Below are 25,669 nucleotides of genomic sequence, written 5' to 3'. Positions count from 1 at the left end.
CCTGGGATGCCGGGGGGCGCGCGCAGCGCAACGTCCAGGTTAGCGGACGGCGGGGTTCACCAACCGGGCGGGAGGACCGCTCCCAGGGCGGCCAGCGGGGCGCGCGCCTTCACGGCGACCTCGGCCACCTCGGCGGCGGCATCCGAGCGCCACGTGATGCCTCCGCCGGCGCCGACGTAGGCGCCGCGGGGCCCCCAGACGATCGAGCGGATCACCATCGCCAGATCGGATCCGCCGTCGTCGCCGACCCAGCCGAAGCAGCCGGAGAAGACGCCACGCGGCCGACGCTCCAGACGATGCAGGATCGACATGGCGGAGAGCTTCGGAGCCCCCGTCATGCTGCCGGCCGGGAAGGCCGCCTCCAGCAGGTCGTCGACACGGGTTCCCGGTCGCAGCCGTCCCGACACCGTGCTGACGAGCTGGTGGACCGCGGGGTATGACTCCACCTCGAGCAGCCCTTCGACCGCCACGGTTCCCGGCGCGCACACACGCGACAGGTCGTTGCGCATGAGATCGACGATCATGACGTTCTCGGCGCGCTCCTTCTCGCTCGTCACCAGCTCGGCCGCGAGCGCGGCATCCGCTCCGGCATCCGCACCGCGGGGCCGAGTGCCCTTGATAGGGCGCGTCCGGACCGTTCCCTCCTCGACCTCGAGGAACCGCTCGGGACTGGCGCTGAGAAGGGCCGCATCACCGGATCGGATGAGGCCGCCGTGGTGCGCCGGCGTCATCGACCGCAGTCGCCGGTAGGCCTCGATGACGTCGACCGCGACCGTGTCCACCGCGAACCTCGTCGTGAGGCACAGCTGATACGCGTCGCCGTCCCGGATCGCTTCACGGCATCGCTCGATGAGGCCGGCGTACTCCTCCGGCGTGTGCCGCGCCGCAGCCACGGTCGCGGCCGTCGGCGCGACGGGCGCCGGAGCCGGGTCCCGGTCGCCGGCGCCGGCGACGCGCATCGCCAGTCGACGGGCGCTGTGCTCGTCAGCGGCCAGCGCCCACACGCGGCGGCGCGCGTGGTCGAAGGCGACGAGGGTCCGGATCCGCAGCCACAGCTCCTGCGGCACGCCGTCGTCGTCCGAAGCCGCAGGCGCGCCGGCGCGGCCTGCCTCCGCGTCGTATCCGACCCAGCCGACCCATCCGCCGCGGAGTCGTCCGGGCTCCGCCGGCGTCTCGCCCGCGCACACCGTCGCCCGCACGTGCTCCGGGGCATCCGGGACCCCGGTCCCGATCCAGCTCCACCCGCGGACGGCGTCGGAGCCGGCGTCCAGCCAGAAGACATGCCGCTCGTGCGCGAAGCCGCCGGTGAAGACCGTCGCGGGCTCCCGCCACCGCTGCAGTTCCACGGCCACGAGGGACTCCGACATGTTCTCAGGCTAGAGGGGCGCCATCGCCGTAGGCTCATCGTCGTGAACGAGTTCCTCACGTGGCTCCTCGACGCCGTCCAGAGCGTCGATCCCGTGATCAGGACACTCCTGGCAGGCGTGGCCATCATGCTGGAGACCAGCGTGCTCGTCGGGCTCGTGGTCCCCGGAGACACCATCGTGATCGTCGCGGGCACCGCGGTCGCCTCTCCCCTGGAAGGCATCGCCCTCGCGGGTGCCGTGGTCCTCGGAGCACTCGCGGGCGAGAGCATCGGCTACTGGCTGGGACGTCTCATCGGACCCCGGATCCGGCACTCACGGCTCGGGCGGCGCATCGGCGAGGCGAACTGGCGACGCTCGGAGCGGTACCTGCGGCGCCGCGGCGGACCGGCGATCTTCATCTCCCGGTTCCTGCCGGTGCTGCACTCGCTGGTTCCCCTCACCGTGGGGATGAGCGGGTTCCCCTATCGCCGGTTCCTCGCCTGGACGGTGCCGGCATGCGTGCTGTGGTCGGCGCTGTACATCTCCGTCGCCGCCCTCGCGGCCGGCACCTACCGCGAGCTGGCCGACCAGCTCCATTACGCCGGGTACGTCTTCGTCGCCGTCATCGTGCTGTTCCTGGTGCTGGTGTTCATCAGCAAGAAGGTGATCGAGCGCGCCGAGCGCAAGCATCTCGATCACGACGGCGAATCGGATGCGGCCGGCGAGGGGGCCGTCGCAGACGTGGAAGACTGAAGTGATGCCCGAAACCGCTGCCCCACCGGCCAGCACCAAGGTGCTGTGGCTTGCGCGTCTGGAGTACCGGTTCCACGCGTGGCGTGAGCGGCGTGCGCGACGACGCGGCCAGAAGCCGACGGTCACGCCCTTCCCCGGGTACGCCGGGCCGGGCTGGGTACGGGTTCTCGGGCGGGTGATGATCGTCCCGCCGGGCAAGCAGACCGAGTCGGGCGAGTACGCCAGCGTCCGCGGCTGGCGCAGCTTCGTCGCCGTGCCGATCGGCTACGCCCAGGTCACCGTCCGGATCGGCGACGTGGAGCACGTCGTCGTGGCCGACCGCGGCGGCGTCATCGACACGCGGCTTCCCGCCGATCTCGAGCCCGGCTGGCAGACCTTCACGATGACCGTCGAGGGCGGCGAGCCCGTCGAGACGCGGGTCTTCGTCGTCGGTCCGGACATCCGCTTCGGCATCGTGTCGGACGTGGACGACACGGTCATGGTGACCGCGCTCCCCCGTCCGCTGCTCGCGGCGTGGAACTCGTTCGTCGTCGACGAACATGCCCGCCAGCCCGTGCCGGGCATGGCCGTGCTGCTGGAACGCGTCGTCCGGGACAACCCGGGCGCTCCCGTGGTGTACCTCTCGACCGGCGCGTGGAACATCGCGCCGACCCTGATCCGCTTCCTCCGCCGGCACCTGTTCCCGCCCGGTGCGCTCCTGCTGACCGACTGGGGACCCACGCACGACCGCTGGTTCCGCAGCGGCAAGGGACACAAGCTGTCGAACCTCCGGCGGCTCGCTCAGGAATTCCCGCAGGTCAAGTGGCTGCTGATCGGCGACGACGGTCAGCACGACGACGAGATCTACACGACCTTCACCGACGAGCACCCCGAGAATGTGGTCGCCGTCGCGATCCGACGCCTCTCCGCCACCGAGGCGGTGCTGGCTGGTGGTCGCACGGCGGTCAACGACCACGCCGCCGCAGCCGTGCCGTGGGTCAGCGACAGCGACGGCGCGGGGATCCTCGAGCGCCTGGAGGAGGTCGGCGTCGTCGAGCGCTGACGTCCGCACCCGCGCGTAGGCTGGCCGCATGTGCGGACGCTTCGTGGTGGCAAATGCCGGATCCGAGCTCGTCGGCGTGCTGCGGGTCGATGTGGAGGGCGATGATCTGCCCCAGCCGTCCTACAACGTCGCGCCGACCGATCGCGTGGCCATCGTGATGGATTCCACCAAGACCGATCCCCCCACCCGGCGGCTGGAGGCCGCGCGGTGGGGGCTCGTGCCGGGCTGGGCCAAGGACCCGAAGATCGGCGCGCGGGCCTTCAACGCGCGCGCCGAGGAGCTCGAGGACAAGCCGATGTTCCGCTCGGCTCTCGAGAAGCGGCGGGCCGTGGTCCCGACATCCGGGTACTACGAGTGGAAAGCCGAGGACGGCGGCAAGGTTCCGCACTTCATCCACCCCGCCGACGGTGAGCCGCTCTTCCTGGCCGGGCTGTACGAGTGGTGGCGCGACAAGACGAAGCAGGACGACGATCCGGACCGCTGGCTGCTGAGCTTCACCATCCTCACGCGCGACTCGATCGGGCGGCTGGGCTCCATCCACGACCGCATGCCGCTGTTCCTGGATCCCGACCACGCCGACGCATGGCTCGATCCGACCACCGACAATGTCCGAGACGTGCTCGACGCGGCGATCGACGCGGCACCGGCCCTGGCCGACACGCTCGACGACCACGTCGTGTCGAAGGCGGTGGGGAATGTCCGGAACAACTCCCCCGAGCTGATCGAACCCGTCGAGGACTGAAGGGCCATCGACCCGCGGCACCGCCCCGACCGGTCCGCGTATCCTCGTACGGTGACGCAGGCTCCCGTGACGACGGTGCTTCCGGCGCCCGAGTGGCGCGCGTATGAGCAGGCGCACATCGCGCGCGCCGATGAGCTCACGCGGGCACACCGCGAGCGCGCCGCGCGCCGGGAAGCGCACCCCGTCGAAGACTTCCTGTTCACCTACTACTCGTACAAGCCGTCCGTGCTGCGGCGGTGGCATCCCGGTGCGCACATCGAGCTGGCGGACGCCGCAGATCACCCACGGGCGGGGTGGCGCTGGTACCGCAGCGGCTTCGCGCCGGATTCCGTGACGGTGGACGCCGCGACGTTCCACCGCGATCGCGACGCGCTGATCCGTGCCGTCGGCGGCATCCTGCGCGCCACGGCCCGTCGTCCTGCCGGCTTCGGCTGCTTCGGGCTGCATGAATGGGCGATGGTGTACCGGCAGCGGGAGCACCGTCATCCGGTGCCGCTGCGCCTGGGACAGGACGGCACCGATGCCGTCGTGGAGGCGCACGAGCTGCGGTGCACCCACTTCGATGCGTTCCGCTTCTTCACACCCGCGGCCGCGCCGCGCAACCGCACGACACCGACGCGGGACCTTCAGGCGTCCCTGGAGCAGCCGGGATGCCTCCACGCCGGAATGGATCTGTACAAGTGGGCGGTGAAGCTCGGTCCGCTCGTGCCCGGTGGGGTGCTGCTGGATGCCTTCGAACTGGCACGCGACATCCGCGTGCTCGACATGCGCGCATCCCCGTACGACCTGAGCGACTGGGGCTACCGGCCCGTCCTGATCGAGACCCCCGAGGGGAAGGCAGAGTACGTGCGCGAGCAGCGCGGCTTCGCCGCGCGAGGACAGGCCGTACGCGCGCGGCTTCACGCCGCTCTGGAGATCTGACTCAGCCGACCGGCTCGCAGTCGGAGCAGGGCACGAGGCTCCGGCCCTCCGCTGCCAGCCCGAGTCGCAAGGCGGCCACGCGCTCGGCAGCCTCGGTCAGTCGCTCCTCGGGGAGCGTGCCTGCATCCACGGCGGCCACGATGCCGTCGACCGTGCGCGGTGCCGTCTCGGGGGTCGATGACACGACGGTGAGAACCAGGTCGCTGCCGGCGGCGAGGGCGGCGACCGCGTTGGCGACCGGGTCGGCATACGCAGCGACCCCCGACGCCTGGAGCATCCCGAGGTCGTCGGTGACCGCCACGCCGTCGAAGCCGAGCTCGTCGCGCGCGATGCGATGCCACGTCGCCGAGAGGCTGGCCGGAACGGTGTCGATCGCGGTGTAGGAGAGATGACCGAACATCAGCAGGGGCGCTCCGGCGTCGATCCCCGATGCGAACGGCAGTGCCGCCGTGCTCTGCCATTGCGCCTTCGGCATCCCCGTGGCAGGGATCACGCGATGCGAGTCGCCGGGCGCGGCACCGTGTCCAGGGAAGTGCTTGAGCGTCGAGAGCGCGACGCCGGCTTCGCCGTGCACCGCCGCGGCGACCCGCTCCGCGGCCGCCGCGGGGTTCGTGCCGAGCGCTCGGCGATAGATGAACGACGAGGGGTCGGCCGTCTCATCGGCGACGATGCCGAAGTTCACGCCGATGCCGGCGCGACGTACCAGCGCGGCCCGCGCGGCGAACGCCGCCTGAGCCTGATCCGGCGGCGCATCCTTGAGGGTGCGGGCCGAGGGGAACCCGTCCCACGGCAGCCGCGACACGTCCCCGCCTTCCTGGTCGATCGCCACGAGCGGCGGGAACGCCGGGTCGAGGGTGAGACTCGCCGTCAGCTCGCGCAGCGCCGCCTCCCCCGACGGCACGTTCGCGCCCATGAGGATGAACCCGCCGATGCCCGTGGACTCCATGTACGCGCGCAGTGCGCCGACGTCCGTGGTCGGGATGTGTCCCATCACGACGCTCGCGGCACGTTCACGCACCGTCATGGTCGCGACCACCCTCGCAGCGGCGGCAGCGACGTCCTCCGCGGCCGCCGGCTGCACCCGCACGGGCCCCGGTGCGCCACCGGGCTCCGGGGCTTCGGCCGCTCCGGCAGCCGGCGTAGCGCCCGCACCGGCGGCCAGGGCCAGCGCCGCCGTGAGCACGAAAAGGCGGCGCAGCGTTCTCATCCCGCCAGCCTAGGCGCCTCGGTGCGGGACTGCTCGTGGCGGGGCGACGACGGTCGGGCGACCACGTCACGGCTCCGGGCTGAGCTCGAGCCGGAGAAGCAGATCGTCGCCCTGACGCGGTGCGCCGCGCCCGTCGGTGTTGCTGGTCAGCAGCCACAGGGAGCCGTCCGGGGCGATGACGGCATCGCGCAGCCGGCCGTGCGCACCTTCCAGCGTCGAAGCCGGGGAGGCCGTCGGCTCCCCGCCGCGCGTGTCGACCATCCACAGCCGCTCGCCTCGGAGGCCGGCGACGAAGACCGTCCCGCCGCGTGCGGCGATCCCGCTCGGGCTGGCGTCGCGCGTGGACCACGTCGCGACCGGGTCGGTCAGCCCTGGTTCGCCGGCAGCGCCTTCCACGAGCGGCCAGCCGTAGTTCCCACCGGGCTCGATGCGGTTCAGCTCGTCCCACGTGTTCTGACCGAACTCGCTGGCCCACATGACGCCGTCTTCGGTCCACGCGATCCCCTGCACGTTGCGGTGGCCGATGGACCACACCTCGCTGCCCCACGGGTTGCCCGGCGCCGGGACGCCGTCCGCGGTGACCCGCAGGATCTTCCCGCCGAGGGATCCGGCATCCTGCGCGGCACCCCGCTGCTGCGCGTCCCCCGTCGTGACGTAGAGGAACCCGTCGGGGCCGAAGGCGATGCGGCCGCCGTCGTGCGTGCTCGCTCGCGGGATGCCGGAGAGCACGATCTCGGCCCCGCCGAGACCGAGCGCTCCGGGCCGGCCGGTCAGCGGCATCCGGACCACGCGGTTGTCGTCACGGGCGCCGAAGTAGGCGTACAGGAAGGCGCCGTCGGACTCGTCGTCGAGGAGGGCGAGACCGTGCAGCCCTGCCTCGCCGCCGGAGACGACGCCCTCGACGGTGCCGGCCGTGCGCAGCGCGCCGTCCGGAGTGAGCTCGAGGACCCGCCCGTTGTCGCGCTGGGAGATCAGTGCTCCGCCGGACACCAGCGGCACGACCGACCACGGGGCGGCCAGTCCCGAGGCCAGCGTCGAGACCCGTTCCGGCGACGGTCGCCACCACGCCGCCTCGGTCGCGGTCGGAGTGACCGAGGGAGCGCTGGTCGGTGTCGTGGGAGTCTCACGCGCCGGCGCCGGCGCCGGGGAGCGGCGCGACGCGTCCGGCGGGCCGCAGCCCGATGCTGCGGTCAGCGCGACGACGAGGATCGCAGCCGCCGCGGCAGCCCGGAGCCGCACCGTCATATCGAGCCCGCGGCGGCGGCCTCCAGCGCCGCCAGGTCGATCCGCCGCATGCGGAGCATCGCCTGCACACACCGGTGGGCGACGTCCATGTCGGGATGGCGGATCAGCTCCACGAGGCGGTCGGGGATGATCTGCCATGACAGGCCCCAGCGGTCCTTGAGCCACCCACAGGGCTGCTCCTGGCCGCCGTCGGCGGTCAGCGCCTCCCAGTAGGTGTCGACCTCGGTCTGGGTCGCGCACGACACGTACAGCGAGATGGCCTCGGTGAACGGGAACTGCGGCCCGGCGTCCATCGCGTAGTAGTCGCGTCCGGCGAGCCGGAAGTGCAGGTGCATCACCTTGCCCCCCATCCCGGGGACTTCAGCGGGATAGCGGTCGAGCGAGACGATCTCCGATCCGGGGATGAGGCCGGTGTAGAACCTGACGGCCTCCTCGGCGGCGTCATCGAACCACAGGAACGGTGTCACAGCGCTCATGCGTTCACCCTTCTCCCCCACCGGACGAGCCGCAACCGGTCCGCTTCAGCGCCACGCGGAAGCAACGTTCGCCGGCTGCTGCGCGAGCAGCTCCCGCGGCGCGCGGCCTTTCGGCTGCGACGGCGCCGGTCCTGGGTCCGGCAGCTCCGGCGTCGCAAGCGTCTGCGGAACACCGGGCACGAGCACCGCCACCTCGTCGAAGTGGCCGATCGTCAGCGGCGGGCCCGCGTCGATCCTGTACGTGGTCGCGTCAGGGGTCACCTCGACGCGCAGGATGCGGCCCTCCAGGCGCACGCCGAAGGACATGGCTGTCAGGGGCTCCGCCAGCCGCGGGGCGAATCGCAGGCCGGCCGCGGTCTCCCGCATGCCGCCGAACCCGCTGACGAGCGTCGTCCACACTCCGGCGAGCGCAGCCACATGCAGGCCGTCGTCGATGTCGTCGCGGAGGTCGTCCAGGTCGATCGTGGCCGCTTCCCGCAGGTAGTCCATGGCGAGGTCGAGATGGCCGACCCACGCGGCGACCACGGCCTGCGCGGCCGAGGAGAGCGAGGAGTCCCGGACGGTGAGCTGCTCGTAGTACGCGAACGCGCGCGCCGTCTCCTCCGCGGTGAACGACTCGTGCGCGAACTGCAGCGCCAGGACGAGGTCCGCCTGCTTCACGACCTGCTTGCGGTACAGGTCGAAGTACGGGAAGTGGTCGTGCAGCGGATACTGCTCGGGTGCCGTGGCGTCGAAGTTCCAGCGCTCCCGCTCCGTGAAGCCCGCCGACTGCTGATGCACGCCTCGCTCGACATCGAACGGCACGGCCATCGCGTCGGCGGTGAGGGTCCACGCCGCGATCTCATCCTGATCGACGCCGAGCGCGTCCGCCCGGTCGGGGTGGCGACGCGCCATCGCCGCGGCACCTCGCAGATTGCGCTGAGCCATCAGATTGGTGAAGACGTTGTCGTTCACCATCGCCGAGTACTCATCGGGTCCGGTCACGCCGTCGATGTGGAAGACGGCGTTCTCGTCCCATCGGCCCAGAGCCACCCACAGCCGGGCGGTCTCGATGAGCAGCTCGATGCCGGCGTCGCGCTCGAACTCCCTGTCGCCGGTGGCCGCCGTGTACCGCAGCACGGCGTCGGCGATGTCCGCGTTGACGTGGAAGGCGATCGTGCCGGCCGGCCAGTAGCCCGAGCACTCGCGTCCGTCGATCGTCCGCCAGGGGAACGCCGCTCCTGCGAGATGGAGCTGCTCGGCCCGCTGACGCGCACGATCCAGCGTGGCGTGCCGCCAGCGCAGGGCCTCCCGCGCGGCCTCGGGCAGGGTGTACGTGAGCACGGGAAGGACGTACGCTTCGGCATCCCAGAACGTGTGTCCCTCGTACCCGGGACCGGTGAGACCCTTGCCTGGAATCGACCGCATCTCGGCGCGCGCGGCCGACTGCAGCACCTGGAACAGCGCGAAGCGCACCGCCTGCTGCAGGCGCGCGTCACCCTCGACCGTCACATCCGCGCAGGCCCAGAACCGGTCGAGGTACTCTCGCTGCTGGCGGCAGAGATCGTCCCACCCGAGGTTGACCGCCGTCGCGAGGTTCGCCTCGACACGATCGCGCAGGGCGCCTTCACTCAGTGACCGCGACCACTCGTGCCCCACCGTCTTCACGATCCGCAGCGGCACGCCCGGCCTCACCCGCGCGGTGATCGTGGTGCGGGTCAGGTCCTCGGTGGCCTCGGTCGTGAGGGCGACATGCTCGCCGTCGACGGCGTGGTCCATCGCGACGGCGACGTCGATGCGGCTGCGCCTCGTGCGGTGGAGCACGGTGGCGCGGGACCCCGCGACATGCTGCGCCACCGGTTCGAGCGGCCGGTTCAGCGGGCCCTGGACGCGGTCGTCGTGGTGCACCTTCGGCAGCGGCTCATTCGCGACGATGTCCGACAGCACCGTCACGTCGACCGGGCCGCTCGTGGCGGTCACGACGTATTCGATCGCGGCGACGCAGCGGTGCGTCAGCGAGACGAGGCGTGTCGAACGGATGTCGACCGAGCGGCCGGCGGGTGAGATCCACGACACATCACGCCGCAGGGTCCCCGAGCGGAAGTCGAGGTGCTGGCGGTGCTGCTCCAGGCGCCCGGCGCGGATGTCGAACGGCTCGTCATCCACGAGCAGCCGGATGACGGAGCCGTCCGGCACGTTGATGACGCTCTGGCCGGCGTCCGGATAGCCGTAGCCGCCCTCGGCGTACGGCATCGGATGTTCCTCGAACACCCCGTTCAGGTACGTACCGGGCACCTCGCACGGATCGCCCTCGTCGACCACGCCGCGCCAGCCCACGTGCCCGTTGGACAGGGCGAACACCGACTCGCGCCGCGCCAGGCGCGCCTGGTCCCGAGTGGACCACCCGATTCCCCACGGGGAGACGTCGAACGCATCGTCACGACCAGCCGGCATAGTGCCATTCTCCGATGCCGCCGCAGCACGACCGGAGCACTTGCGTGCCAGGCGGTGCCTCCGTTAGGGAGCGGGAAGGTCGACGCGGCCCGCTCCTGAACCCGCGGAGGTGTCGTGGGGCTGTGCTCCTCGAGCGTCGCGGCTCGTCGCGTCAGCGCTTCTTCTTGGAGCCGTGCATGAGGCCGTCGAGGAAGTCGGCGGACCGCTGCTGCTCTCCTTGCTGCGCGCCGAGGACGATGAGCACTCCGGTGAGCGCCGGGAGCACCCACTGGAGGACGCGCTGCTGGAGCTGCGCCGACGCGAGTTCTTCCGATGCACCCGCCCCCGGTTCGGTCACCCCTTCGCCGCCTTCTGTGGAATGCCTGGCCATCTTCGCGCCGAGCAGGCCCGAGTACAGGCTCACCCCGCCCGCAGCGGCCGTGATCGCGAGCTTGATCCACGTGTTGGTCCGCGCTCCGGGCTGCGTCGCGAGGCGGGCCTGGTTTCCGAGGATGAGGCCCGCGCCGCCGATCCCATGCACGACGATCGCGGCGAGCTGCACCGGCGCCCACTTCGCCCAGCCGGCTGACGAGAGACGCAGTCGCTCGGACGGGTCCACGGCCTTCGCGGTCCCGCCGTTCAGTCCGACGGCCCCCATGAGGGAGCCCCCGAACCAGGCAGCGAGGCCGAGGTCGTGCATTGCGCGAACGATGGTGTTCCGAGGTGACATGATGCCGTCCTTCCGCAGGTGGTGAGTGGGCTCACGATGCGCCTGCGGCCGACCATTCCGCGCGGGGCTTGCCAGATGCAGGCGACCCCCCTAGCCTGCGCACCCCTCGATCCGCTGAGGACGCGCCCCGCTACCCGCTGAGGCAGTGGTCGGCCGACGCCACGGTGCGCGGTGGCGGGAGCACCCGAGGGATCAGCTCCCGTCGCGCAGATCTGCGAGCGTCCGCGTCTCGAAGGAGACGTCATCGAACATCACGCGGCACCCCTCGCCCACCGGACTCTGCCCCTCGAAGCCGACCTTCGCATCGCCCGTCTCGCCCAGGGCGAAGACCCTGACGAGCTCCCACGACTCGCCGGTGAGCGATGCGTGGAACGCGAACGCACGCCCGATGCGAGCGATGCGAAGCCACACGTGATCACCCGCCACGACGAACGAGTTGGCGTCGTCGGACACGCCTCGTGTCACCACGGACACGACCATCGCGCGACCGGCGGGCGACTGCTCGAAGCACAGCTTCGCCCAGTGGCTGTCGTCGGCCCACAGCATCAGTACGCCTGCGTCGAAGGTGTCGCCGAAGTCCGTCCGCACGCGCGCGGAGAAGAGGAAGTCACCGGGCGGAGGGTCTCCCAGGAGGGTCGTTGCGTCGAGTGAGGTCCCTGCAGCGCTGCCAGGTTCCCCGCTGGGGTCGATGAAGAGGTCGCTGCGTGGCTTCGCCGTCACAACGATGCGATCACCGTCTATCGACCATGGCCCCTCCTCGGAGGGCACCGCATCGAAGGGCAGACCTGGAACGAGAAGGGGTGTCGGCATACGTCCAACGCTATCGGCGAGTCGTCCTGGAGTACCGAACCGCCGAGGGCGACCGCATAACGTGGCGGGTATGCGCTCTGAACGACGAAAGCCCCCGGGTTCCCCGGGGGCTTGTTGGTGGACCTGAGGGGACTCGAACCCCTGACCCCCTGCATGCCATGCAGGTGCGCTACCAGCTGCGCCACAGGCCCTGGATGCCACCCCGAGAAGCGCGGGGCAACTCCCCTAGCTTACAACACTCGAAGGTGTGCTTCGAACCACGCTCAGTCGTCGGTCGCTGCACCGGCGGCCACGTGGACGGGAACGACGGGGCAGTCCTTCCACAGCCGCTCGAGCCCGTAGTACACCCGCTCCTGCTCATGGAACACGTGCACGACGAGGTCTCCGAAGTCCAGGAGGATCCAGCGCGACTCCTCCCGGCCCTCTCGGCGCAGGCGCTTGTGACCGGCCTCCAGGAGCTTCTCCTCCACCTCGTCGGCGATCGCGGCGACATTGCGCTCGCTGCGACCGGTGACGAGGAGGAAGATGTCCACGAGCGGCAGCGGCTCCGACACGTCAAGGGCGACGAGGTCCTCGCCGCCCTTCGAGTCCGCGGCGACAGCGGCGATCTGCAGCATGTCGTGCGACTGCGCGCTCGCGGTCATCAGAAGACTCCCGTCACGAAGGCGAGGATGAGCACGCCGACGAGGGCGAGCGCCAGCACACCGGCCGTGATCGCCAGCGACATCATCAGACGGCTGCCCTTCTCGGGAGCCGGCGGTCTGATCACCTCGCCAGGCATCTTGACGGTGCTGACCGCAGCGCTCGCGGCGATCGGCGTGGGCGACGAGTGCGACGGCAGTTCGCCGTCGACCAAGGTGGCGTCGATCTCCTTGCCGTCGGCGGTGCCCTTGGCGTGGCCCGTCGAGCCGAGACCCTCGGGCAGGCTGTACGTGCCCGTGATGAGCACTTCACCGGTGGCCGTCACGGGACCGACGAGCGGCGCCACCTCGGGCGACTGCGACACGATGAGCGCGTTCGGCGTCGACACCGTTCCGCCCGACCGCGACAGCAGCTGGTCGAAGGAAGCCGGGAACTCGGCCTTGACCGGTTCCCCGGCTTTCCTGCCATCCGCGAGCAGGCCGGCTCCGAGCAGCGGGCTCACGACCGCCTTGCCCTCTTCGCCACCTGCCGCCTCATCGCCGTCGGATTCCTCAGCGGAGGATTCGGCTGCCGACTCCTCAGCGTCGGCGCCGGCAGGGGCCTCCGCTGGCCGGGCCCACGGGGACGGCGCTGCCGCCTGCTCGGAGCTCGGAGAACTGGCGTCCAGCAGCGCCTGCACGCCGTCGGTGGTGACCGCGTCGGCATCCTCACGTTCGGGCGCCTCGGCGAGTGCCGACGTGTCGTGCGCGGGCGCGAAGGCGGTCGCCGCGGGCGCCACCGAGGTGAAGGGGCCGACGCCGCCGTGGCCCCCGGCGTGGGCGGCGACGACTTCGGGCGTGATCACGGGAACGGACGCCGTGCGGATGCGCTCCTGCTGGCGTGCTTGACGCCGAGTCAGCGGAGAGACGCCGAGGTCGACCGCGGCGTCCGCGATCGGCGGCGGCACGATGACAGGCTGCGCGGGCCGAGGCAGCGGCGCGGCGGCCGCGCCGCCCTTCGGCCCCTTGCCGTTGGTCGACGTCGCCTTCGAAGTCTGCTTCGAGCCCGCGGGCGTGGAGCCCGGGTCGTCTGGATTCTGCGTCGACGGATCACCGGTCGTCGCGGGAGCGGGCGGGATGACCGGGTTGGCCCCGGTGTTGCGGATCTCGCGCAGCTGCCTGCGGGTCAGGGGTGGCGTCGCCGGCTGCTCGGGTGTGCTCATTCCTTGCTCCGGTAGAGGTGGTGCTTCGCAATGTATTGGACGACCCCGTCCGGGACGAGGTACCACACCGGGTGACCCCGTCTCACACGATCACGGCAGTCCGTCGAAGAGATGGCGAGGGCGGGGACCTCGAGCTGGCTGACGTCGTCGCTGGGGAGCCCGTCGGTGTTCAGCACGTGCCCCGGACGAGACACCGCGACGAAGTGGGCGAGGTCCCACAGTTCATCATGGTCTCTCCAACTGAGAATTTGCGCTATAGCGTCCGCGCCCGTGATGAAGAAGAGCTCGGCGTCCGGCCGCAGCGCCTTGAGGTCGCGCAGCGTGTCGATCGTGTAGGTGGGACCCTCGCGGTCGATGTCCACACGACTGACGGTGAACTGCGGATTGGATGCCGTGGCGATCACCGTCATGAGGTAGCGGTGCTCGCTCGGAGACACCTCATGCTTCTGCCACGGTCGCCCCGTCGGCACGAAGACGACCTCGTCGAGGCCGAACGACTGGGCGACCTCGCTGGCCGCGACGAGGTGACCGTGATGGATGGGATCGAACGTCCCACCCATGACCCCGATCCTCGGGGCTGACGTCACCGACATGCAGCGGGCCTAGTGGCCGTGCCCCGCCTGCTGGACGTCGTTGGCGTGAGCCCTCGCGTAGGCCTCGGCCTTGTGCACGTGACGGTTTGCCACGTTGCGGTAGGACAGCGTCACCAGCGCCAGCGCGGCGAACACGATGATCGCGACGATGCCGTAGCCGACGGTCTCAAGCGCGACGTTGCCGTGGTGCTCGGTCTCTTCGGCGGCGAGGGCGAGGATCGTGGCGATGGTCATTCGGGCTCCGTTCGGGTTCGCCTCGTGGGGCGCGGGACAGCTCCAGTCTAAGCCGTCATGCGCGGACCTGCCCGGCGCCGCGCGCGAGCCACTTGCTGCTGGTGAGCTCCGCGAGCCCCATCGGGCCGCGGGCGTGCAGCTTCTGCGTCGAGATGCCGACCTCCGCGCCGAAGCCGAACTCGCCTCCGTCGGTGAAGCGCGTGGACGCGTTGGCCATGACGACCGCCGAGTCGACCTCCGCGAGGAAGCGCTCCTCGCTGGCGGCATCCTGCGTGATGATCGACTCCGTGTGGTGCGTGGAGTACCGCCGGATGTGGTCGAGGGCGTCGTCGAGATCCTCGACCACGCGCATCGCGAGGTCGAGACTGAGATACTCGGTCGCCCAGTCCTCCTCGGTCGCGGCGATGACGCCGCCGGCGAGCCCCGCCACCGCGGCGTCGCCGTGGACTGTCACGCCGTTCTCCTGCAGGGCCGCCACGACCGGCGGGATGAGCCGCTCGGCCGCACCGCGGTGGACCAGGACCGTCTCCACAGCGTTGCAGACGCTGGGTCGCTGCGTCTTGGCGTTCACGACGATGTCGCGCGCCCAGTCCAGCGGCGCCGTCTCGTCGAGGACGATGTGAACGACACCGGCGCCGGTCTCGATCACGGGCACCGTCGACTCGGTCACGACGGTCTCGATCAGCTGTGCGCTGCCGCGGGGCACCAGGACATCGACGAGGCCGCGCGCGTGCATGAGCTCGCGGGCGCCCTCGCGACCGAACTCGTCCACCGTCTGGATGGCCTCGGGATCGATGCCTCGCTCCGAGAGAGCGCCGCGCATCGCACCGACGAGCGCGGCGTTGGTCCGCTCTGCGGCCGTGCCGCCGCGCAGCACCACTGCGTTGCCCGAGCGCAGCGCGAGCGCCGCGATGTCGACCGTCACGTTCGGGCGGGCCTCGTAGATGGAGCCCACCACACCGAACGGAACGGCCACCTTCGTGAGCGTGACGCCGTTGGGCAGGCTGCGCTCGTCGAGCACACGGCCGACGGGGTCGGGAAGCGCCGCGATCTCGCGGACAGCCGCAGCGAGGGCCGCCACCCTCGGCTCGTCCAGGCGCAGACGGTCCTGAAGCGCGACCGACAGTCCCGTGTCGCGACCGCGCTGCAGGTCCTCGGCGTTGGCCGCGACGATGTCGGCCGCGGCCGCCTCGATGGCGTCGGCGATCGCCAGCAGAGCGTCGCGCTTCGGGACGTCGCCGAGCAGCCCCACCGATCGTGCGGCATCCTTGGCCAGCAGCATCCGCTCGCGGGCGGTCGTGGCGGTGGTGGTCATCAGGCCAGTGTATCGACGGCGGTGCGCACGGGACCTGTCGCGGCGGGGGCTGCGGGCTCCGGGTTGGGCTCGAACCACGTGCCGATCTCGGCGCCGTCGAGGGCCGCCTCGACCAGATCGGCGCTGGTCACGAGCACGCCGATGCCGGATGCCGCGGCGAGGCGGGCGGCCGAGACCTTGGTCGCCGCTCCCCCGGTGCCGACGCTGTTGACCACGACGGACCCGAACTCGAAGCCGTGCAGGTCGTCACCGTACGCGACGTGCGTGATGGGAGTCGCACCGGGCTCGCCGGGCGGGCGCGTGTAGAGGCACTCGATGTCGCTGAGCAGCACGAGAGCGTCCGCCCCGATGAGCTGAGCCACCAGCGCCGCCAGGCGGTCGTTGTCGCCGAACCGGATCTCGTGGGTGGCCACCGTGTCGTTCTCGTTGACGATCGGCAGGATCCGCAGGCCCAGAAGCCGCTCCATCGCGCGGCGGGCGTTCGAGCGGTGCGTGGCGTTCTCGAGGTCGCCCGCCGTCAGCAGCACCTGGCCGGCCACGATCCGGAACGGTCGCAGGGCCTCCTGGTAGCGGTAGATGAGCACGTTCTGACCGACCGCGGCGGCCGCCTGCTGCGTCGCCAGGTCGCTCGGACGCTCATCCAGCAGCAGGAACGGCATGCCGGTGGCGATCGCGCCGGACGAGACGAGGACGACCTCGGTGCCGCGGGCGTGCGCGGCGGCGAGGGCATCGACGAGCGGCTTGATCTTGTGGGCGTTGTCGCCGCTGATCGACGACGAGCCGACCTTCACCACGACGCGGCGGGCCGCCGGGATGCCCCGGCGCTCGAGGACGCTCATTCGTCGTCCACTTCGTCGCCACGGCTCGCGGCCGCCCGACGCTCGGCCTCGAGCTCGGCGCGGGCCTCGGCCTTGGCATCCATCCGCTCGTGGTAGCGCTCGCGACGCTCGGACGTGGTGCGCCTGCCGCCCTCGTACAGACGGGGGTCGGTGCCGCGCGGCGCGGTCATGAGCTCGGCCACCGACGACAGCGACGGCTGCCAGTCGAAGACGATGCCGTCGCCCTCGCCGATCACGACCGTCGCGCCAGGGGTCGCCCCCGCCCGGTAGAGCGCGTCCTCGACGCCCAGACGATCCAGCCGATCGGCGAGGTAGCCGACGGCCTCGTCGTTCTGGAAGTCGGTCTGCTGCACCCAGCGCACGGGCTTGTCGCCCAGGATCCGGTAGATGCTGCCGTAGGTGCCGCCCTCGACGCGGATGCTGAAGTCCCGCTCCGCCCCCTTGGGCCGGATGACGATGCGCTCGGGCGCCGGACCCTTCGCCTGCTCCGCGCGGTGCGCGGCGATGACCTCGCCCAACGCGAACGTGAGCGGGCGCAGCCCCGTGCGGCTCACGGTCGAGATCTCGAACACCTGGTATCCGCGCGCTTCGAGGTCAGGCCGCACGAGATCCGCGAGGTCTTTCGCCTCGGGGACGTCGACCTTGTTCAGCGCGACGAACTGCGGGCGCTCGAGAAGCGGGACCTGCCCCTCGGGCACCGGGTACGCGCCCAGCTCGGCCAGGATCACGTCCAGATCGGTGAGCGGGTCCCGTCCCGGGTCGAGGGTGGCGCAGTCCAGCACGTGCACCAGCGCCGTGCAGCGCTCGACGTGCCGCAGGAACTCCAGACCGAGGCCCTTGCCCTCGCTCGCCCCCTCGATGAGGCCGGGGACGTCCGCGACGGTGTACCGCACGTCGCCGGCCTGCACGACGCCGAGGTTCGGATGCAGCGTGGTGAACGGGTAGTCGGCGATCTTCGGCCGGGCGGCGGAGATCGCCGCGATGAGGCTCGACTTCCCCGCCGACGGGAAGCCGACGAGGGCGACGTCCGCGACGGTCTTGAGCTCGAGGACGACGTCGCCCTCCCAGCCGGGCACGCCGAGCAGCGCGAACCCGGGAGCCTTGCGCTTGGGGCTGGCCAGCGCCGCGTTGCCGAGGCCGCCCTGTCCGCCGGGCGCGACGACGAACCGCATTCCCGGCTCGATGAGGTCGACCAGCGTCTCGCCCGAGGGGTCCTTCACCACGGTGCCGACCGGGACGGGCAGCTCGAGCGACTCGCCCGCGGCTCCGGACCGGTTGTCGCCCATGCCGAAGCCGCCGTTGCCGGCGGAGCGGTGCGGAGAGTGGTGATACGACAGCAGCGTGGTCACCTGCGGGTCGGCGACGAGGATGATGTCACCCCCGTGGCCGCCGTTGCCGCCGTCGGGCCCCGCGAGCGGCTTGAACTTCTCGCGGCGCACCGACACACAGCCGTTGCCCCCCTTGCCTGCGCGCAGGTGCAGCGTCACGCGATCTACGAACGTGACCATGCGGTCCCCCTCGGTTCGGGCGTAGCCCGGGTAATAGCGAAGGGGCGAGCCGAAGCCCGCCCCCTCCTGATGTCTGCGTGCGTCTCGGATTACTTCGCAGCCGCGACGATGTTGACGACCTTGCGGCCGCCCTTCTGGCCGAACTCGACCGAGCCCGCGGCCAGCGCGAACAGCGTGTCGTCGCCACCGCGGCCGACGTTGGCGCCCGGGTGGAAGTGGGTGCCGCGCTGGCGGACGAGGATCTCGCCCGCGTTGACGACCTGGCCGCCGAAGCGCTTCACACCCAGTCGCTGGGCGTTGGAGTCGCGACCGTTACGGGTGGAGCTTGCGCCCTTCTTGTGTGCCATCTTCTACGTCTCCCTGGCTTTACTCGATGCCGGTGACCTTGACGCGCGTGAGGTCCTGACGGTGGCCCTGGCGCTTCTTGTAGCCGGTCTTGTTCTTGAACTTCTGGATCACGATCTTCGGGCCGCGCTCCTCGCCGAGGACCTCGGCGGTGACGGTGACCTTCGCCAGCTTGTCCGCGTCGGTCGTGACGGCATCGCCGTCGACGAGCAGGACGGCCGGGAGCTGGATCTTGTCACCGACGTTCGCGGCCTGGCGGTCGAGGACGACGATCGTGCCGACCTCCACCTTCTCCTGCCGGCCACCGGCGCGCACAACTGCGTAAACCACTTCACACCTGTTTCTTCTCGGAGCGCACGCGCTCGGGGATGTCCTGAAAGACGTGGTGCGGATGTCTCGACGCACCAAAGGGATACTTTACCGGATGCGGGGACCAGCCGCAAAAGCACTCGAGCCGGGCGCGAGCCGACGAGGGCATCCCACCATAGGATTCGGACGTGGCGATCCTGATCGACGACCCGCGCTGGCCCGCTCACGGGCGCATGTGGGCGCACCTCGTGAGCGACTCGGACCTCGATGAGCTGCACGCCTTCGCCGCCGCCAACGGCATCCCCCGGCGCGGGTTCGACCTGGACCACTACGACGTGCCCGAGGACGCGCACGCGCGACTGATCGCCGCCGGCGCCGAGCACGTCGATGGGCACGAGCTCGTGCGTCGGCTCATCGCATCCGGACTGCGGGTGACCGCCCGCGCGCGCCGCGGCCTGTGAGGCCGTGTCGCACACGGGCGGAGGCCGTCAGTCCTCGCTCGGCGTGTGCGCCACCGGCGTGCCGGTCAGCGCCGCCGTCGTGACGCGGCGCCGTGACCTGCCCTGACCGGGGGCCTTGGGCTCCGGCAGCGCGCTGAGCACGGAGTCCAGCAGCAGATCCTTCTCGGTCTTGGGCGCCTTGGCGCCGTCCTGACGCTTCTTGCGCGCCTTCTTCGGACGTTCCACCGGCGCTGCAGGCGCTTCCTGCACGACGGGATCCGGCGCGATGGCGGCCGGTGCCTCCTCGCCGTGATGGATCGTGGAGGCGGCGATCTGCGCGAGGGCGGACTTGACGCCCTCCGTGATCACGTGCGTGCCGTTGGCAGCGCTCGACGGAGCCGATCCCCCACCGCCGCGCTGTCGGCGGCCCGAGGACGAAGCCCCCACTCCGGCGGCGCGGTGCTTGACGACCGGATCGTGGTGGACGATGAGCCCGCGGCCGGCGCACACGTCGCACGGCTCGCTGAAGGTCTCGAGAAGTCCCAGCCCGAGCTTCTTGCGCGTCATCTGCACGAGGCCGAGCGAGGTGACCTCGGCCACCTGGTGCTTGGTCCGGTCCCGGCTGAGGCACTCGACCAGACGCCGCAGCACCAGGTCGCGGTTGGATTCGAGCACCATGTCGATGAAGTCCACGACGATGATGCCGCCGATGTCGCGCAGCCGCAGCTGCCGGACGATCTCCTCGGCCGCTTCGAGGTTGTTCTTCGTGACGGTCTCTTCGAGGTTGCCGCCGGACCCCACGAACTTCCCGGTGTTCACGTCGATCACCGTCATCGCCTCGGTGCGGTCGATGACCAGCGAGCCGCCGGACGGCAGCCACACCTTGCGGTCGAGCGCCTTCTCGATCTGCTCGGTGATGCGGAACGCGTCGAACGGGTCGTGCTCGCCCTCGTAACGCTCCACGCGCTCGAGGAGGTCGGGGGCGACGGATTCCAGGTACATGGAGATCGTGTGATGCGCATCCTCGCCCTGGATGAGCATCCGCGAGAAGTCCTCGTTGAAGACGTCGCGGACGATCTTCACGAGCAGGTCCGGCTCGGAGTGCAGCAGCGCGGGCGCCTGGATCGTCTCGACCTGCTTGCTGATGTGCTCCCACTGGTTGGTGAGGCGCTGCACATCACGGGTGAGCTGCTCCTCGGTGGCGCCCTCTGCGGCGGTGCGCACGATGACCCCGGAGGACTCGGGCAGCACCTCCTTGAGGATCTTCTTCAGCCGCGCACGCTCGGTGTCGGGAAGCTTGCGGGAGATGCCGTTCATCGCCCCGCCCGGCACATAGACGAGATAACGGCCGGGAAGCGAGATCTGGCTGGTCAGGCGCGCGCCCTTGTGCCCGACTGGGTCCTTCGTGACCTGCACGAGCACCTTGTCGCCGGTCTTCAGCGCGAGCTCGATGCGACGCGGCTGGTTGCCGGTCTCGACCGCGTCCCAATCCACCTCGCCGGAGTAGAGCACGGCGTTGCGGCCGCGGCCGATGTCGACGAACGCGGCCTCCATGCTGGGAAGCACGTTCTGGACGCGGCCGAGGTAGACGTTGCCGATGAGCGAGGCATCCTGGCTTCGGGCGACGTAGTGCTCGACGAGGACGTTGTCCTCGAGCACGGCGATCTGCACGCGGCCGTTGCGCGAGCGCACGATCATCTCGCGGTCGACCGCTTCGCGGCGCGCCAGGAACTCGGCCTCGGTCACGACGGCGCGGCGGCGCCCGGCCTCGCGCCCGTCGCGGCGGCGCTGCTTCTTCGCCTCCAGGCGCGTCGAGCCCTTGATCCGCTGCGGCTCGGTGATGAGCTCGACCGCGCGCTGCCGCGGCTGACCGGCGTCCTCGCTGCCGGATGCTTCGTCCTTGCCCTCCGCTCCCCGTCGGCGGTTGCGACGCCGGGAGCCGCCGGGCGAGGGGGCCTCCTCCTCGACCGCGCGCGACGGCCGGGCCGGCAGAGGCGTGATCTCGGGCGCGTAGAAATGCAGCTGCGTCGACACCGCCGAGACGAACACCTCGGGCAGCAGCCCGAGGCTCACCGCGGTGACGGGCTCGGAGCCCGAGGGTGCGGCGGCGGTGGTGTCCGCGGCGTCGTCGGACGCCGTTTCCGGAGCCGCGGTCTGCGGCTCTTCGGCGACCTGCGGCTCGTCGGCAGCCTGCGGCTCGTCGGCGGCCTGCGGCTCCTCGGCGACCTGCGGCTCCTCGGCGACCTGCGGCTCCTCGGCGACCTGCGGCTCGTCGGCGACCTCTTGCTGGTCCGACGCGGTCTGCGCCGCCTCGTCGGCGTCGCTTCCCGCCTCGTCGGCAGCGCTTGAAGCGATGCCCTCGGCCGTGCGCTCGGGCTCGCCGTCCGCGGATGCGGGCGCCACCTCATTGACGTCGTCCGTCGCCATCTCGGCGGCCGGTGGCGGCGTCAGCGGGGCGTTCTGCTCGACCTCGGGGTTGACGTTCTCATCGTTTCCATCGGCCATCTCTGGCGTACTCCCTGCGGGGCGACACCGCGCGTCGCCCGGCGAAATCTCGTGCGGCGCCGCACCTGCGGTGCCGCGAACTCACTCGGTCTGCAGCGGATCCCAGCTCTCGGCGGATGCTCTCGCTGCCACGGGCGTCCATCGCCCTGAAGTCTTCGGTGATGCACTACGGCGCGGCCGCGTGTCATCGACGACCATTATCGCACGTCGCCCCCGAATCCCCTCACATCCCGGCCGGAAGGATCGCCGAGCGCGCATGAGCCATGGTCGTCCGCGACCCCTGGGCGCGCATCGACGACCGGGTCGACCCCCGTCGCTACTCGGGCCTGGAGCGGATGGGGGCGGGGAAGAGGGCAACGGCGAGGACGGCGCCGATGCAGGCTCCGAGCAGCTGCGCGGCCACGAAGGCCACGGCCGATACGGGTGCGATGCCGGCGAAGGTGTCGGTGAGGACCCGACCCATGGTGACGGCGGGATTCGCGAAGGCCGTCGAGCTGGTGAACCAGTAGGCGGCCCCGATGTACGCGCCCACCGCGGACGCGATCGCGGGCACCGACCTGCCGGTGCGCGAGAGGCCGGCGATCAGGAGGATCAGACCGGCTGTGGCCACGATCTCGGCGAGGAAGGTCGCCGCCGTGGCGCGATCGGTCGTCGAGACCGATGTCGGCGTGGCGAACATGGCGTTCGCAAGCACGGCGCCACCGATCCCGCCCGCGCATTGCGCGCCGATGTAGACGCCGAGGGCGCCACCGGTGAGACCGGTCCTGTTCCCGCGGCCGAGGGCGAAGTCGGCGAGAGAGACGACCGGGTTGAAGTGCGCCTCGGAGACCGGCGCGAACAGCATGATGAGGACGCCGAGCGCGAGGGCGGTGGCGATCCCGTTCTCGAGCAGCTGCAGCCCGCGATCGGTCGAGAGCCGTTGCGCGGCGATGCCGGAGCCCACCACGACGGCGACGAGCAGCGCCGTGCCGAGCAGCTCCGCCAGTGCCCGCCGCCCGAGTGGCGACCGGGTCTGCGCCGCTGCGTCGACGGTCACCGGTGCGGCGCGAGCTCGCCCACGAGGGCCTGCACGCGGCTGCGGATGTCGTCACGGATGCGACGGACCGTGTTGACATCCTGCCCGGCGGGGTCGTCGAGCTGCCAGTCCTCGTAGCGCTTCCCCGGGAAGATCGGGCAGGCGTCCCCGCAGCCCATCGTGATCACCACGTCGGACTCCTTCACGGCGTCGACGGTGAGCAGCTTCGGGGTGTTCCCCGCGATGTCGATGCCTTCCTCGGCCATCACCTCGACGGCGACCGGGTTGATCTGGTCCTTCGGTTCCGAACCGGCCGACAGCACGTCGATGCGGTCGCCGGCGAGGGCCTGCAGGTAGCCCGCGGCCATCTGCGACCGGCCGGCGTTGTGGACGCAGACGAACAGGACGGTGGGCTTGGTGCTCATGGGTGGCTCTCGCTTCCGTTTCGGGTGGAGCGTCGTTCGACGATGATGGTGTTCACGGGGGTGGTCATGCAAACCGGGGAGCCATCGGCAGGCGTTCGAGCCGGCGGTTCCGCAAAGGTCATGAGCTCGGTCGGGATCATGAGCAGCAGGAGCTTCCCCCGTCGAGCCCGGTGGAGCAGACCCCGGTCGCCGGAAGGGTGAGCTGCACCCGGGTCGCGGAGCGCATATCGCCGTCGATCCAAGCCGTGACCGAGCGGACCTGCTCGTATCCGGTGGCCAGCAGGAATGTGGGCGCGCGGCCATAGGACTTCATCCCGACCACGAAGAACCCGGGTTCGGGGTGACGGAGCTCGTCGAATCCGTGCGGCGGCACCGTGCCGCACGAGTGCAGATTGGGGTCGATCAGCGGCGCCAGCCGGGTCGGCGCTTCCACGACGTCGTCCAGCTGCAGCCGGATCTCGCGCAGCATGCTCAGGTCGGGTCGGAATCCGGTCGCGCGCACGACCAGATCGGCGTCGTGTGCGGCAGGCTCGCCGCGACGGGTTCCGACCAGTCGGATGCCGTCGCCGTGGGCCTGAACACGGAAGATCTCGAACGAGTCGATCTTCTCGACGATGCCGTTCTCGACCAGCCGGTCGACGCGGGAGCCGAGTCGGGCGCGGTCGGCGAGCTCGTCGTCGGGAGAGGACGAGACACGCGCGGCGGACGCGTTACGGATCAACCAGCTCACGCGGGTGCTCGGTTCGGTCTTCGCGAGCTCCGCGAGGGCGATGAGGGTGTTGGCCGCGGAGTGACCGGCCCCGACCACCGTCGTGTGCTTCCCCGCGAACCGGGCGCGGTCGTGGCCGAGCACGTCCGGCAGCGCATGCAGCACGCGTCCGTCGACGTCGGCCGTGCCGATCGGGTCCAGCCCGGAGGAGCCGAGCGGGTTCGGGGTCGTGTAGGTTCCCGACGCGTCGATCACGGCCCGGCCGGCGAGCTCCTCGACTCGCCCGTCGGCGGTCGTGACGCGCACGAGGAACGGCGTGCGGTCGCGACCGGCGCTGCGGGTGCGGTCCATGCCCGCGCGTGCGACAGCGACCACCCGCGTGCCGTAGCGGATCCGCGGGCCGAGCTCATCCGTCCTGGCCAGCGGTGTCAGGTACTGGTCGACGAGTTCCCGTCCTGTCGGCGCGAGGGCTTCGTCGGCGGGCGGCGTCCAGCCCGCCGCGTCGAGCAGACGCCGGGAGGCCGGGTCGATGAGGTGGCGCCATGGCGAGAACATCCGGGTGTGGCCCCAGAGCCGTATGGACGCACCGGCATGGTCGCCCGCTTCGAGGACGATGAATTCGAGTCCCCTGGTGAGGAGGTTCGCGGCCGCCGCCAATCCGATCGGACCCGCCCCGATGACCACGACCGGAAGCGTCGCAAGCCGATCCGACACGGTGGCTCGCGGAGTGAGATCGAGCAGGGTCATGGCAGCCTCCCAGACTGAATATCGATGAACGTCGATGCTCAGTATGAGCGGCTCTATCGATATCTGTCAATATCGATTATTGTCGATGCATGATCGTGATGAGCGAGACCACCGACGCCTCTGCTGCCGGCGTCACCTGCTGTGCTCCTCTGGTGGGGGAACCGATCGATCAGCGTGAAGCCGAACAGCTGGCCGGGACCCTCAAGGCACTGGCCGACCCGGCCCGGCTGCGGCTGCTGTCGATCGTCGCATCCGCGGAAGGTCAGGAGGCGTGCGTCTGCGATCTCATCGAACCGGTCGGGCTGTCCCAGCCGACGGTGTCGCACCACCTGAAGGTCCTCACCGAAGCGGGGTTCCTCTCACGGTCCAAACGCGGGACGTGGGCGTACTACCGACTGCAGCCTGAGGCGCTCAGCGGTGTCGCGGCGTTTCTCACTGTCCGGCATTGACCGACCAAGGCGTCGAGCGCGACCTCGATCCCGACGCGGGCACGCGGCTGGCAGGCGGTCACCCAGACCCCGATGCCATAATCCGGAGCATGCCCGAGCAGCAGACGCATGCCCGCCCGAGAGTCCTCGCGGTGTGGCTGATGCTCGCCGGTGTGATCGGCTGGTGGGCGGCCTTCTCTCTGACGCTCGAGAAGTTCGAGGCGCTGGCCGACCCTGAAGCTGCGGCATCCTGCGATTTCAGCGTGCTGGTCCAGTGCTCAGCCAACCTCGACTCGTGGCAGGGCAGCGCGTTCGGATTCCCCAACCCGATCCTCGGTCTCACCGGGTGGATCGCCCCCATCGTGGTCGGCGCGGCGATCCTCGCCGGTGCGAGCTTCGCACGGTGGTTCTGGTGGTGCTTCTGGGCGGGGATCGCCTTCGCCTTCGGATTCGTCGTCTGGCTCATCGGCCAGAGCATCTACGACCTCGGAACGCTGTGCCCGTGGTGCATGGTGACGTGGGCGGTGACGATCCCCACCTTCTACGCCGTATCGCTCCACCTGCTGCGGTCGGGGCAGCTGCCCACGACGCCCGCGGTCCGACGGGGCGCCGACGCACTCCTGGCCTGGGTGCCGCTCGCGGCGATCCTCAGCTACGCGCTCATCCTGCTGCTCGCGCAGCTGCAGCTGGATGCCATCGACAACATCTGGCAGACGCTGTTCGGCTGACG

Annotated in this window: 27 protein-coding genes and 1 tRNA gene; 7 read left to right on the top strand and 21 right to left on the bottom strand. The window is 70.8% G+C overall.

Going from position 1 to position 25,669, the window contains the following annotated elements; translation table 11 throughout:
* Nucleotides 1-56 precede the first annotated feature (56 nt).
* Nucleotides 57-1,367, bottom strand: a complete 1,311-nt coding sequence (pabB, locus tag AC5RVZ_RS14475) for an aminodeoxychorismate synthase component I (RefSeq protein WP_494066469.1) — start codon at nucleotides 1,365-1,367, stop codon at nucleotides 57-59.
* Between the two features lie 42 nt (nucleotides 1,368-1,409).
* On the opposite strand from pabB, the gene AC5RVZ_RS14470 reads away from it, so the two are divergent.
* From AC5RVZ_RS14470 to AC5RVZ_RS14455, 4 genes are read left to right on the top strand one after another with little or no spacing between them, the layout of a single operon-like run.
* Complete coding sequence (locus AC5RVZ_RS14470; RefSeq protein WP_494066468.1) at nucleotides 1,410-2,099, top strand: DedA family protein; 690 nt, start codon at nucleotides 1,410-1,412, stop codon at nucleotides 2,097-2,099.
* Between the two features lie 4 nt (nucleotides 2,100-2,103).
* Entirely contained in the window at nucleotides 2,104-3,141 is a 1,038-nt protein-coding gene (locus AC5RVZ_RS14465) for an App1 family protein phosphatidate phosphatase (RefSeq protein WP_494066467.1), read from the top strand.
* 28 nt (nucleotides 3,142-3,169) lie between these two features.
* The gene (locus AC5RVZ_RS14460; protein WP_494066466.1) at nucleotides 3,170-3,883 is read left to right on the top strand and encodes an SOS response-associated peptidase; all 714 of its coding nucleotides are present in this window, start codon (nucleotides 3,170-3,172) and stop codon (nucleotides 3,881-3,883) included.
* 51 nt (nucleotides 3,884-3,934) lie between these two features.
* A complete protein-coding gene (locus AC5RVZ_RS14455; protein WP_494066465.1) occupies nucleotides 3,935-4,804 on the top strand; it encodes a 3-methyladenine DNA glycosylase in 870 nt (289 codons plus the stop codon).
* Between the two features lies 1 nt (nucleotide 4,805).
* On the opposite strand, the gene AC5RVZ_RS14450 is transcribed toward AC5RVZ_RS14455, so the two are convergent.
* The 16 genes from AC5RVZ_RS14450 to rplU all read right to left on the bottom strand — a co-directional run bounded on the left by AC5RVZ_RS14450 (nucleotide 4,806) and on the right by rplU (nucleotide 18,691).
* Nucleotides 4,806-6,011 (bottom strand): glycoside hydrolase family 3 N-terminal domain-containing protein, encoded by a 1,206-nt coding sequence (locus tag AC5RVZ_RS14450; protein WP_494066464.1) that lies wholly within the window; start codon nucleotides 6,009-6,011, stop codon nucleotides 4,806-4,808.
* Nucleotides 6,012-6,077: 66 nt separating this feature from the next.
* The gene (locus tag AC5RVZ_RS14445) at nucleotides 6,078-7,256 is read right to left on the bottom strand and encodes a PQQ-dependent sugar dehydrogenase (RefSeq protein WP_494066463.1); all 1,179 of its coding nucleotides are present in this window, start codon (nucleotides 7,254-7,256) and stop codon (nucleotides 6,078-6,080) included.
* Nucleotides 7,253-7,732 (bottom strand): VOC family protein, encoded by a 480-nt coding sequence (locus AC5RVZ_RS14440; RefSeq protein ID WP_494066462.1) that lies wholly within the window; start codon nucleotides 7,730-7,732, stop codon nucleotides 7,253-7,255. Before AC5RVZ_RS14440 ends, AC5RVZ_RS14445 begins: the two co-directional genes overlap by 4 nt.
* 45 nt (nucleotides 7,733-7,777) lie before the next feature.
* Nucleotides 7,778-10,165: a glycoside hydrolase family 65 protein gene (locus AC5RVZ_RS14435; RefSeq protein ID WP_494066461.1), complete on the bottom strand. Its 2,388-nt coding sequence runs from the start codon at nucleotides 10,163-10,165 to the stop codon at nucleotides 7,778-7,780.
* Between the two features lie 151 nt (nucleotides 10,166-10,316).
* Entirely contained in the window at nucleotides 10,317-10,874 is a 558-nt protein-coding gene (locus tag AC5RVZ_RS14430) for a hypothetical protein (protein ID WP_494066460.1), read from the bottom strand.
* Between the two features lie 192 nt (nucleotides 10,875-11,066).
* Nucleotides 11,067-11,684 (bottom strand): DUF1349 domain-containing protein, encoded by a 618-nt coding sequence (locus AC5RVZ_RS14425; RefSeq protein ID WP_494066459.1) that lies wholly within the window; start codon nucleotides 11,682-11,684, stop codon nucleotides 11,067-11,069.
* A 115-nt stretch (nucleotides 11,685-11,799) separates the two neighbouring features.
* A tRNA-Ala gene (locus AC5RVZ_RS14420) sits at nucleotides 11,800-11,875 on the bottom strand.
* Nucleotides 11,876-11,947: 72 nt separating this feature from the next.
* Nucleotides 11,948-12,328, bottom strand: coding sequence for a ribosome silencing factor (gene rsfS, locus AC5RVZ_RS14415; protein WP_494066458.1), 381 nt, complete (start codon nucleotides 12,326-12,328; stop codon nucleotides 11,948-11,950).
* On the bottom strand, nucleotides 12,328-13,527 hold the full coding sequence (locus AC5RVZ_RS14410; protein ID WP_494066457.1) for a hypothetical protein: 1,200 nt from the start codon (nucleotides 13,525-13,527) through the stop codon (nucleotides 12,328-12,330). Before AC5RVZ_RS14410 ends, rsfS begins: the two co-directional genes overlap by 1 nt.
* The gene (gene nadD, locus AC5RVZ_RS14405; RefSeq protein WP_494066456.1) at nucleotides 13,524-14,120 is read right to left on the bottom strand and encodes a nicotinate-nucleotide adenylyltransferase; all 597 of its coding nucleotides are present in this window, start codon (nucleotides 14,118-14,120) and stop codon (nucleotides 13,524-13,526) included. Before nadD ends, AC5RVZ_RS14410 begins: the two co-directional genes overlap by 4 nt.
* Nucleotides 14,121-14,129: 9 nt before the next feature.
* Complete coding sequence (locus AC5RVZ_RS14400) at nucleotides 14,130-14,354, bottom strand: hypothetical protein (protein ID WP_494066455.1); 225 nt, start codon at nucleotides 14,352-14,354, stop codon at nucleotides 14,130-14,132.
* A 55-nt stretch (nucleotides 14,355-14,409) separates the two neighbouring features.
* The gene (locus AC5RVZ_RS14395) at nucleotides 14,410-15,669 is read right to left on the bottom strand and encodes a glutamate-5-semialdehyde dehydrogenase (protein ID WP_494066454.1); all 1,260 of its coding nucleotides are present in this window, start codon (nucleotides 15,667-15,669) and stop codon (nucleotides 14,410-14,412) included.
* The gene (proB, locus tag AC5RVZ_RS14390; RefSeq protein WP_494066453.1) at nucleotides 15,669-16,508 is read right to left on the bottom strand and encodes a glutamate 5-kinase; all 840 of its coding nucleotides are present in this window, start codon (nucleotides 16,506-16,508) and stop codon (nucleotides 15,669-15,671) included. The genes AC5RVZ_RS14395 and proB overlap by 1 nt, the downstream gene beginning before the upstream one ends.
* Entirely contained in the window at nucleotides 16,505-18,016 is a 1,512-nt protein-coding gene (gene obgE / locus AC5RVZ_RS14385) for a GTPase ObgE (protein ID WP_494066452.1), read from the bottom strand. Before obgE ends, proB begins: the two co-directional genes overlap by 4 nt.
* 89 nt (nucleotides 18,017-18,105) lie before the next feature.
* A complete protein-coding gene (rpmA, locus tag AC5RVZ_RS14380; RefSeq protein ID WP_494066451.1) occupies nucleotides 18,106-18,363 on the bottom strand; it encodes a 50S ribosomal protein L27 in 258 nt (85 codons plus the stop codon).
* Between the two features lie 19 nt (nucleotides 18,364-18,382).
* Entirely contained in the window at nucleotides 18,383-18,691 is a 309-nt protein-coding gene (rplU, locus tag AC5RVZ_RS14375; RefSeq protein ID WP_494066450.1) for a 50S ribosomal protein L21, read from the bottom strand.
* Nucleotides 18,692-18,858: 167 nt separating this feature from the next.
* On the opposite strand from rplU, the gene AC5RVZ_RS14370 reads away from it, so the two are divergent.
* Nucleotides 18,859-19,131, top strand: coding sequence for a DUF4031 domain-containing protein (locus tag AC5RVZ_RS14370; RefSeq protein ID WP_494066449.1), 273 nt, complete (start codon nucleotides 18,859-18,861; stop codon nucleotides 19,129-19,131).
* Nucleotides 19,132-19,158: 27 nt separating this feature from the next.
* On the opposite strand, the gene AC5RVZ_RS14365 is transcribed toward AC5RVZ_RS14370, so the two are convergent.
* The 4 genes from AC5RVZ_RS14365 to AC5RVZ_RS14350 all read right to left on the bottom strand — a co-directional run bounded on the left by AC5RVZ_RS14365 (nucleotide 19,159) and on the right by AC5RVZ_RS14350 (nucleotide 24,511).
* Nucleotides 19,159-21,615: an Rne/Rng family ribonuclease gene (locus AC5RVZ_RS14365; RefSeq protein ID WP_494066448.1), complete on the bottom strand. Its 2,457-nt coding sequence runs from the start codon at nucleotides 21,613-21,615 to the stop codon at nucleotides 19,159-19,161.
* A 316-nt stretch (nucleotides 21,616-21,931) separates the two neighbouring features.
* Entirely contained in the window at nucleotides 21,932-22,651 is a 720-nt protein-coding gene (locus AC5RVZ_RS14360; protein WP_494066447.1) for an aquaporin, read from the bottom strand.
* Nucleotides 22,648-23,055 (bottom strand): arsenate reductase ArsC, encoded by a 408-nt coding sequence (locus AC5RVZ_RS14355; protein WP_494066446.1) that lies wholly within the window; start codon nucleotides 23,053-23,055, stop codon nucleotides 22,648-22,650. The genes AC5RVZ_RS14360 and AC5RVZ_RS14355 overlap by 4 nt, the downstream gene beginning before the upstream one ends.
* 136 nt (nucleotides 23,056-23,191) lie before the next feature.
* Nucleotides 23,192-24,511: an NAD(P)-binding domain-containing protein gene (locus tag AC5RVZ_RS14350; RefSeq protein WP_494066445.1), complete on the bottom strand. Its 1,320-nt coding sequence runs from the start codon at nucleotides 24,509-24,511 to the stop codon at nucleotides 23,192-23,194.
* A gap of 89 nt (nucleotides 24,512-24,600) precedes the next feature.
* On the opposite strand from AC5RVZ_RS14350, the gene AC5RVZ_RS14345 reads away from it, so the two are divergent.
* Nucleotides 24,601-24,960 (top strand): ArsR/SmtB family transcription factor, encoded by a 360-nt coding sequence (locus AC5RVZ_RS14345; protein WP_494066444.1) that lies wholly within the window; start codon nucleotides 24,601-24,603, stop codon nucleotides 24,958-24,960.
* Between the two features lie 89 nt (nucleotides 24,961-25,049).
* Nucleotides 25,050-25,667, top strand: coding sequence for a vitamin K epoxide reductase family protein (locus AC5RVZ_RS14340; RefSeq protein ID WP_494066443.1), 618 nt, complete (start codon nucleotides 25,050-25,052; stop codon nucleotides 25,665-25,667).
* Nucleotides 25,668-25,669: the final 2 nt, after the last annotated feature.

The organism is Arthrobacter sp. Cza30 (assembly GCF_059090765.1).
The sequence above is the reverse complement of the archived record's forward strand: the minus strand, read 5'-3'. Positions and strand labels throughout refer to the sequence as shown.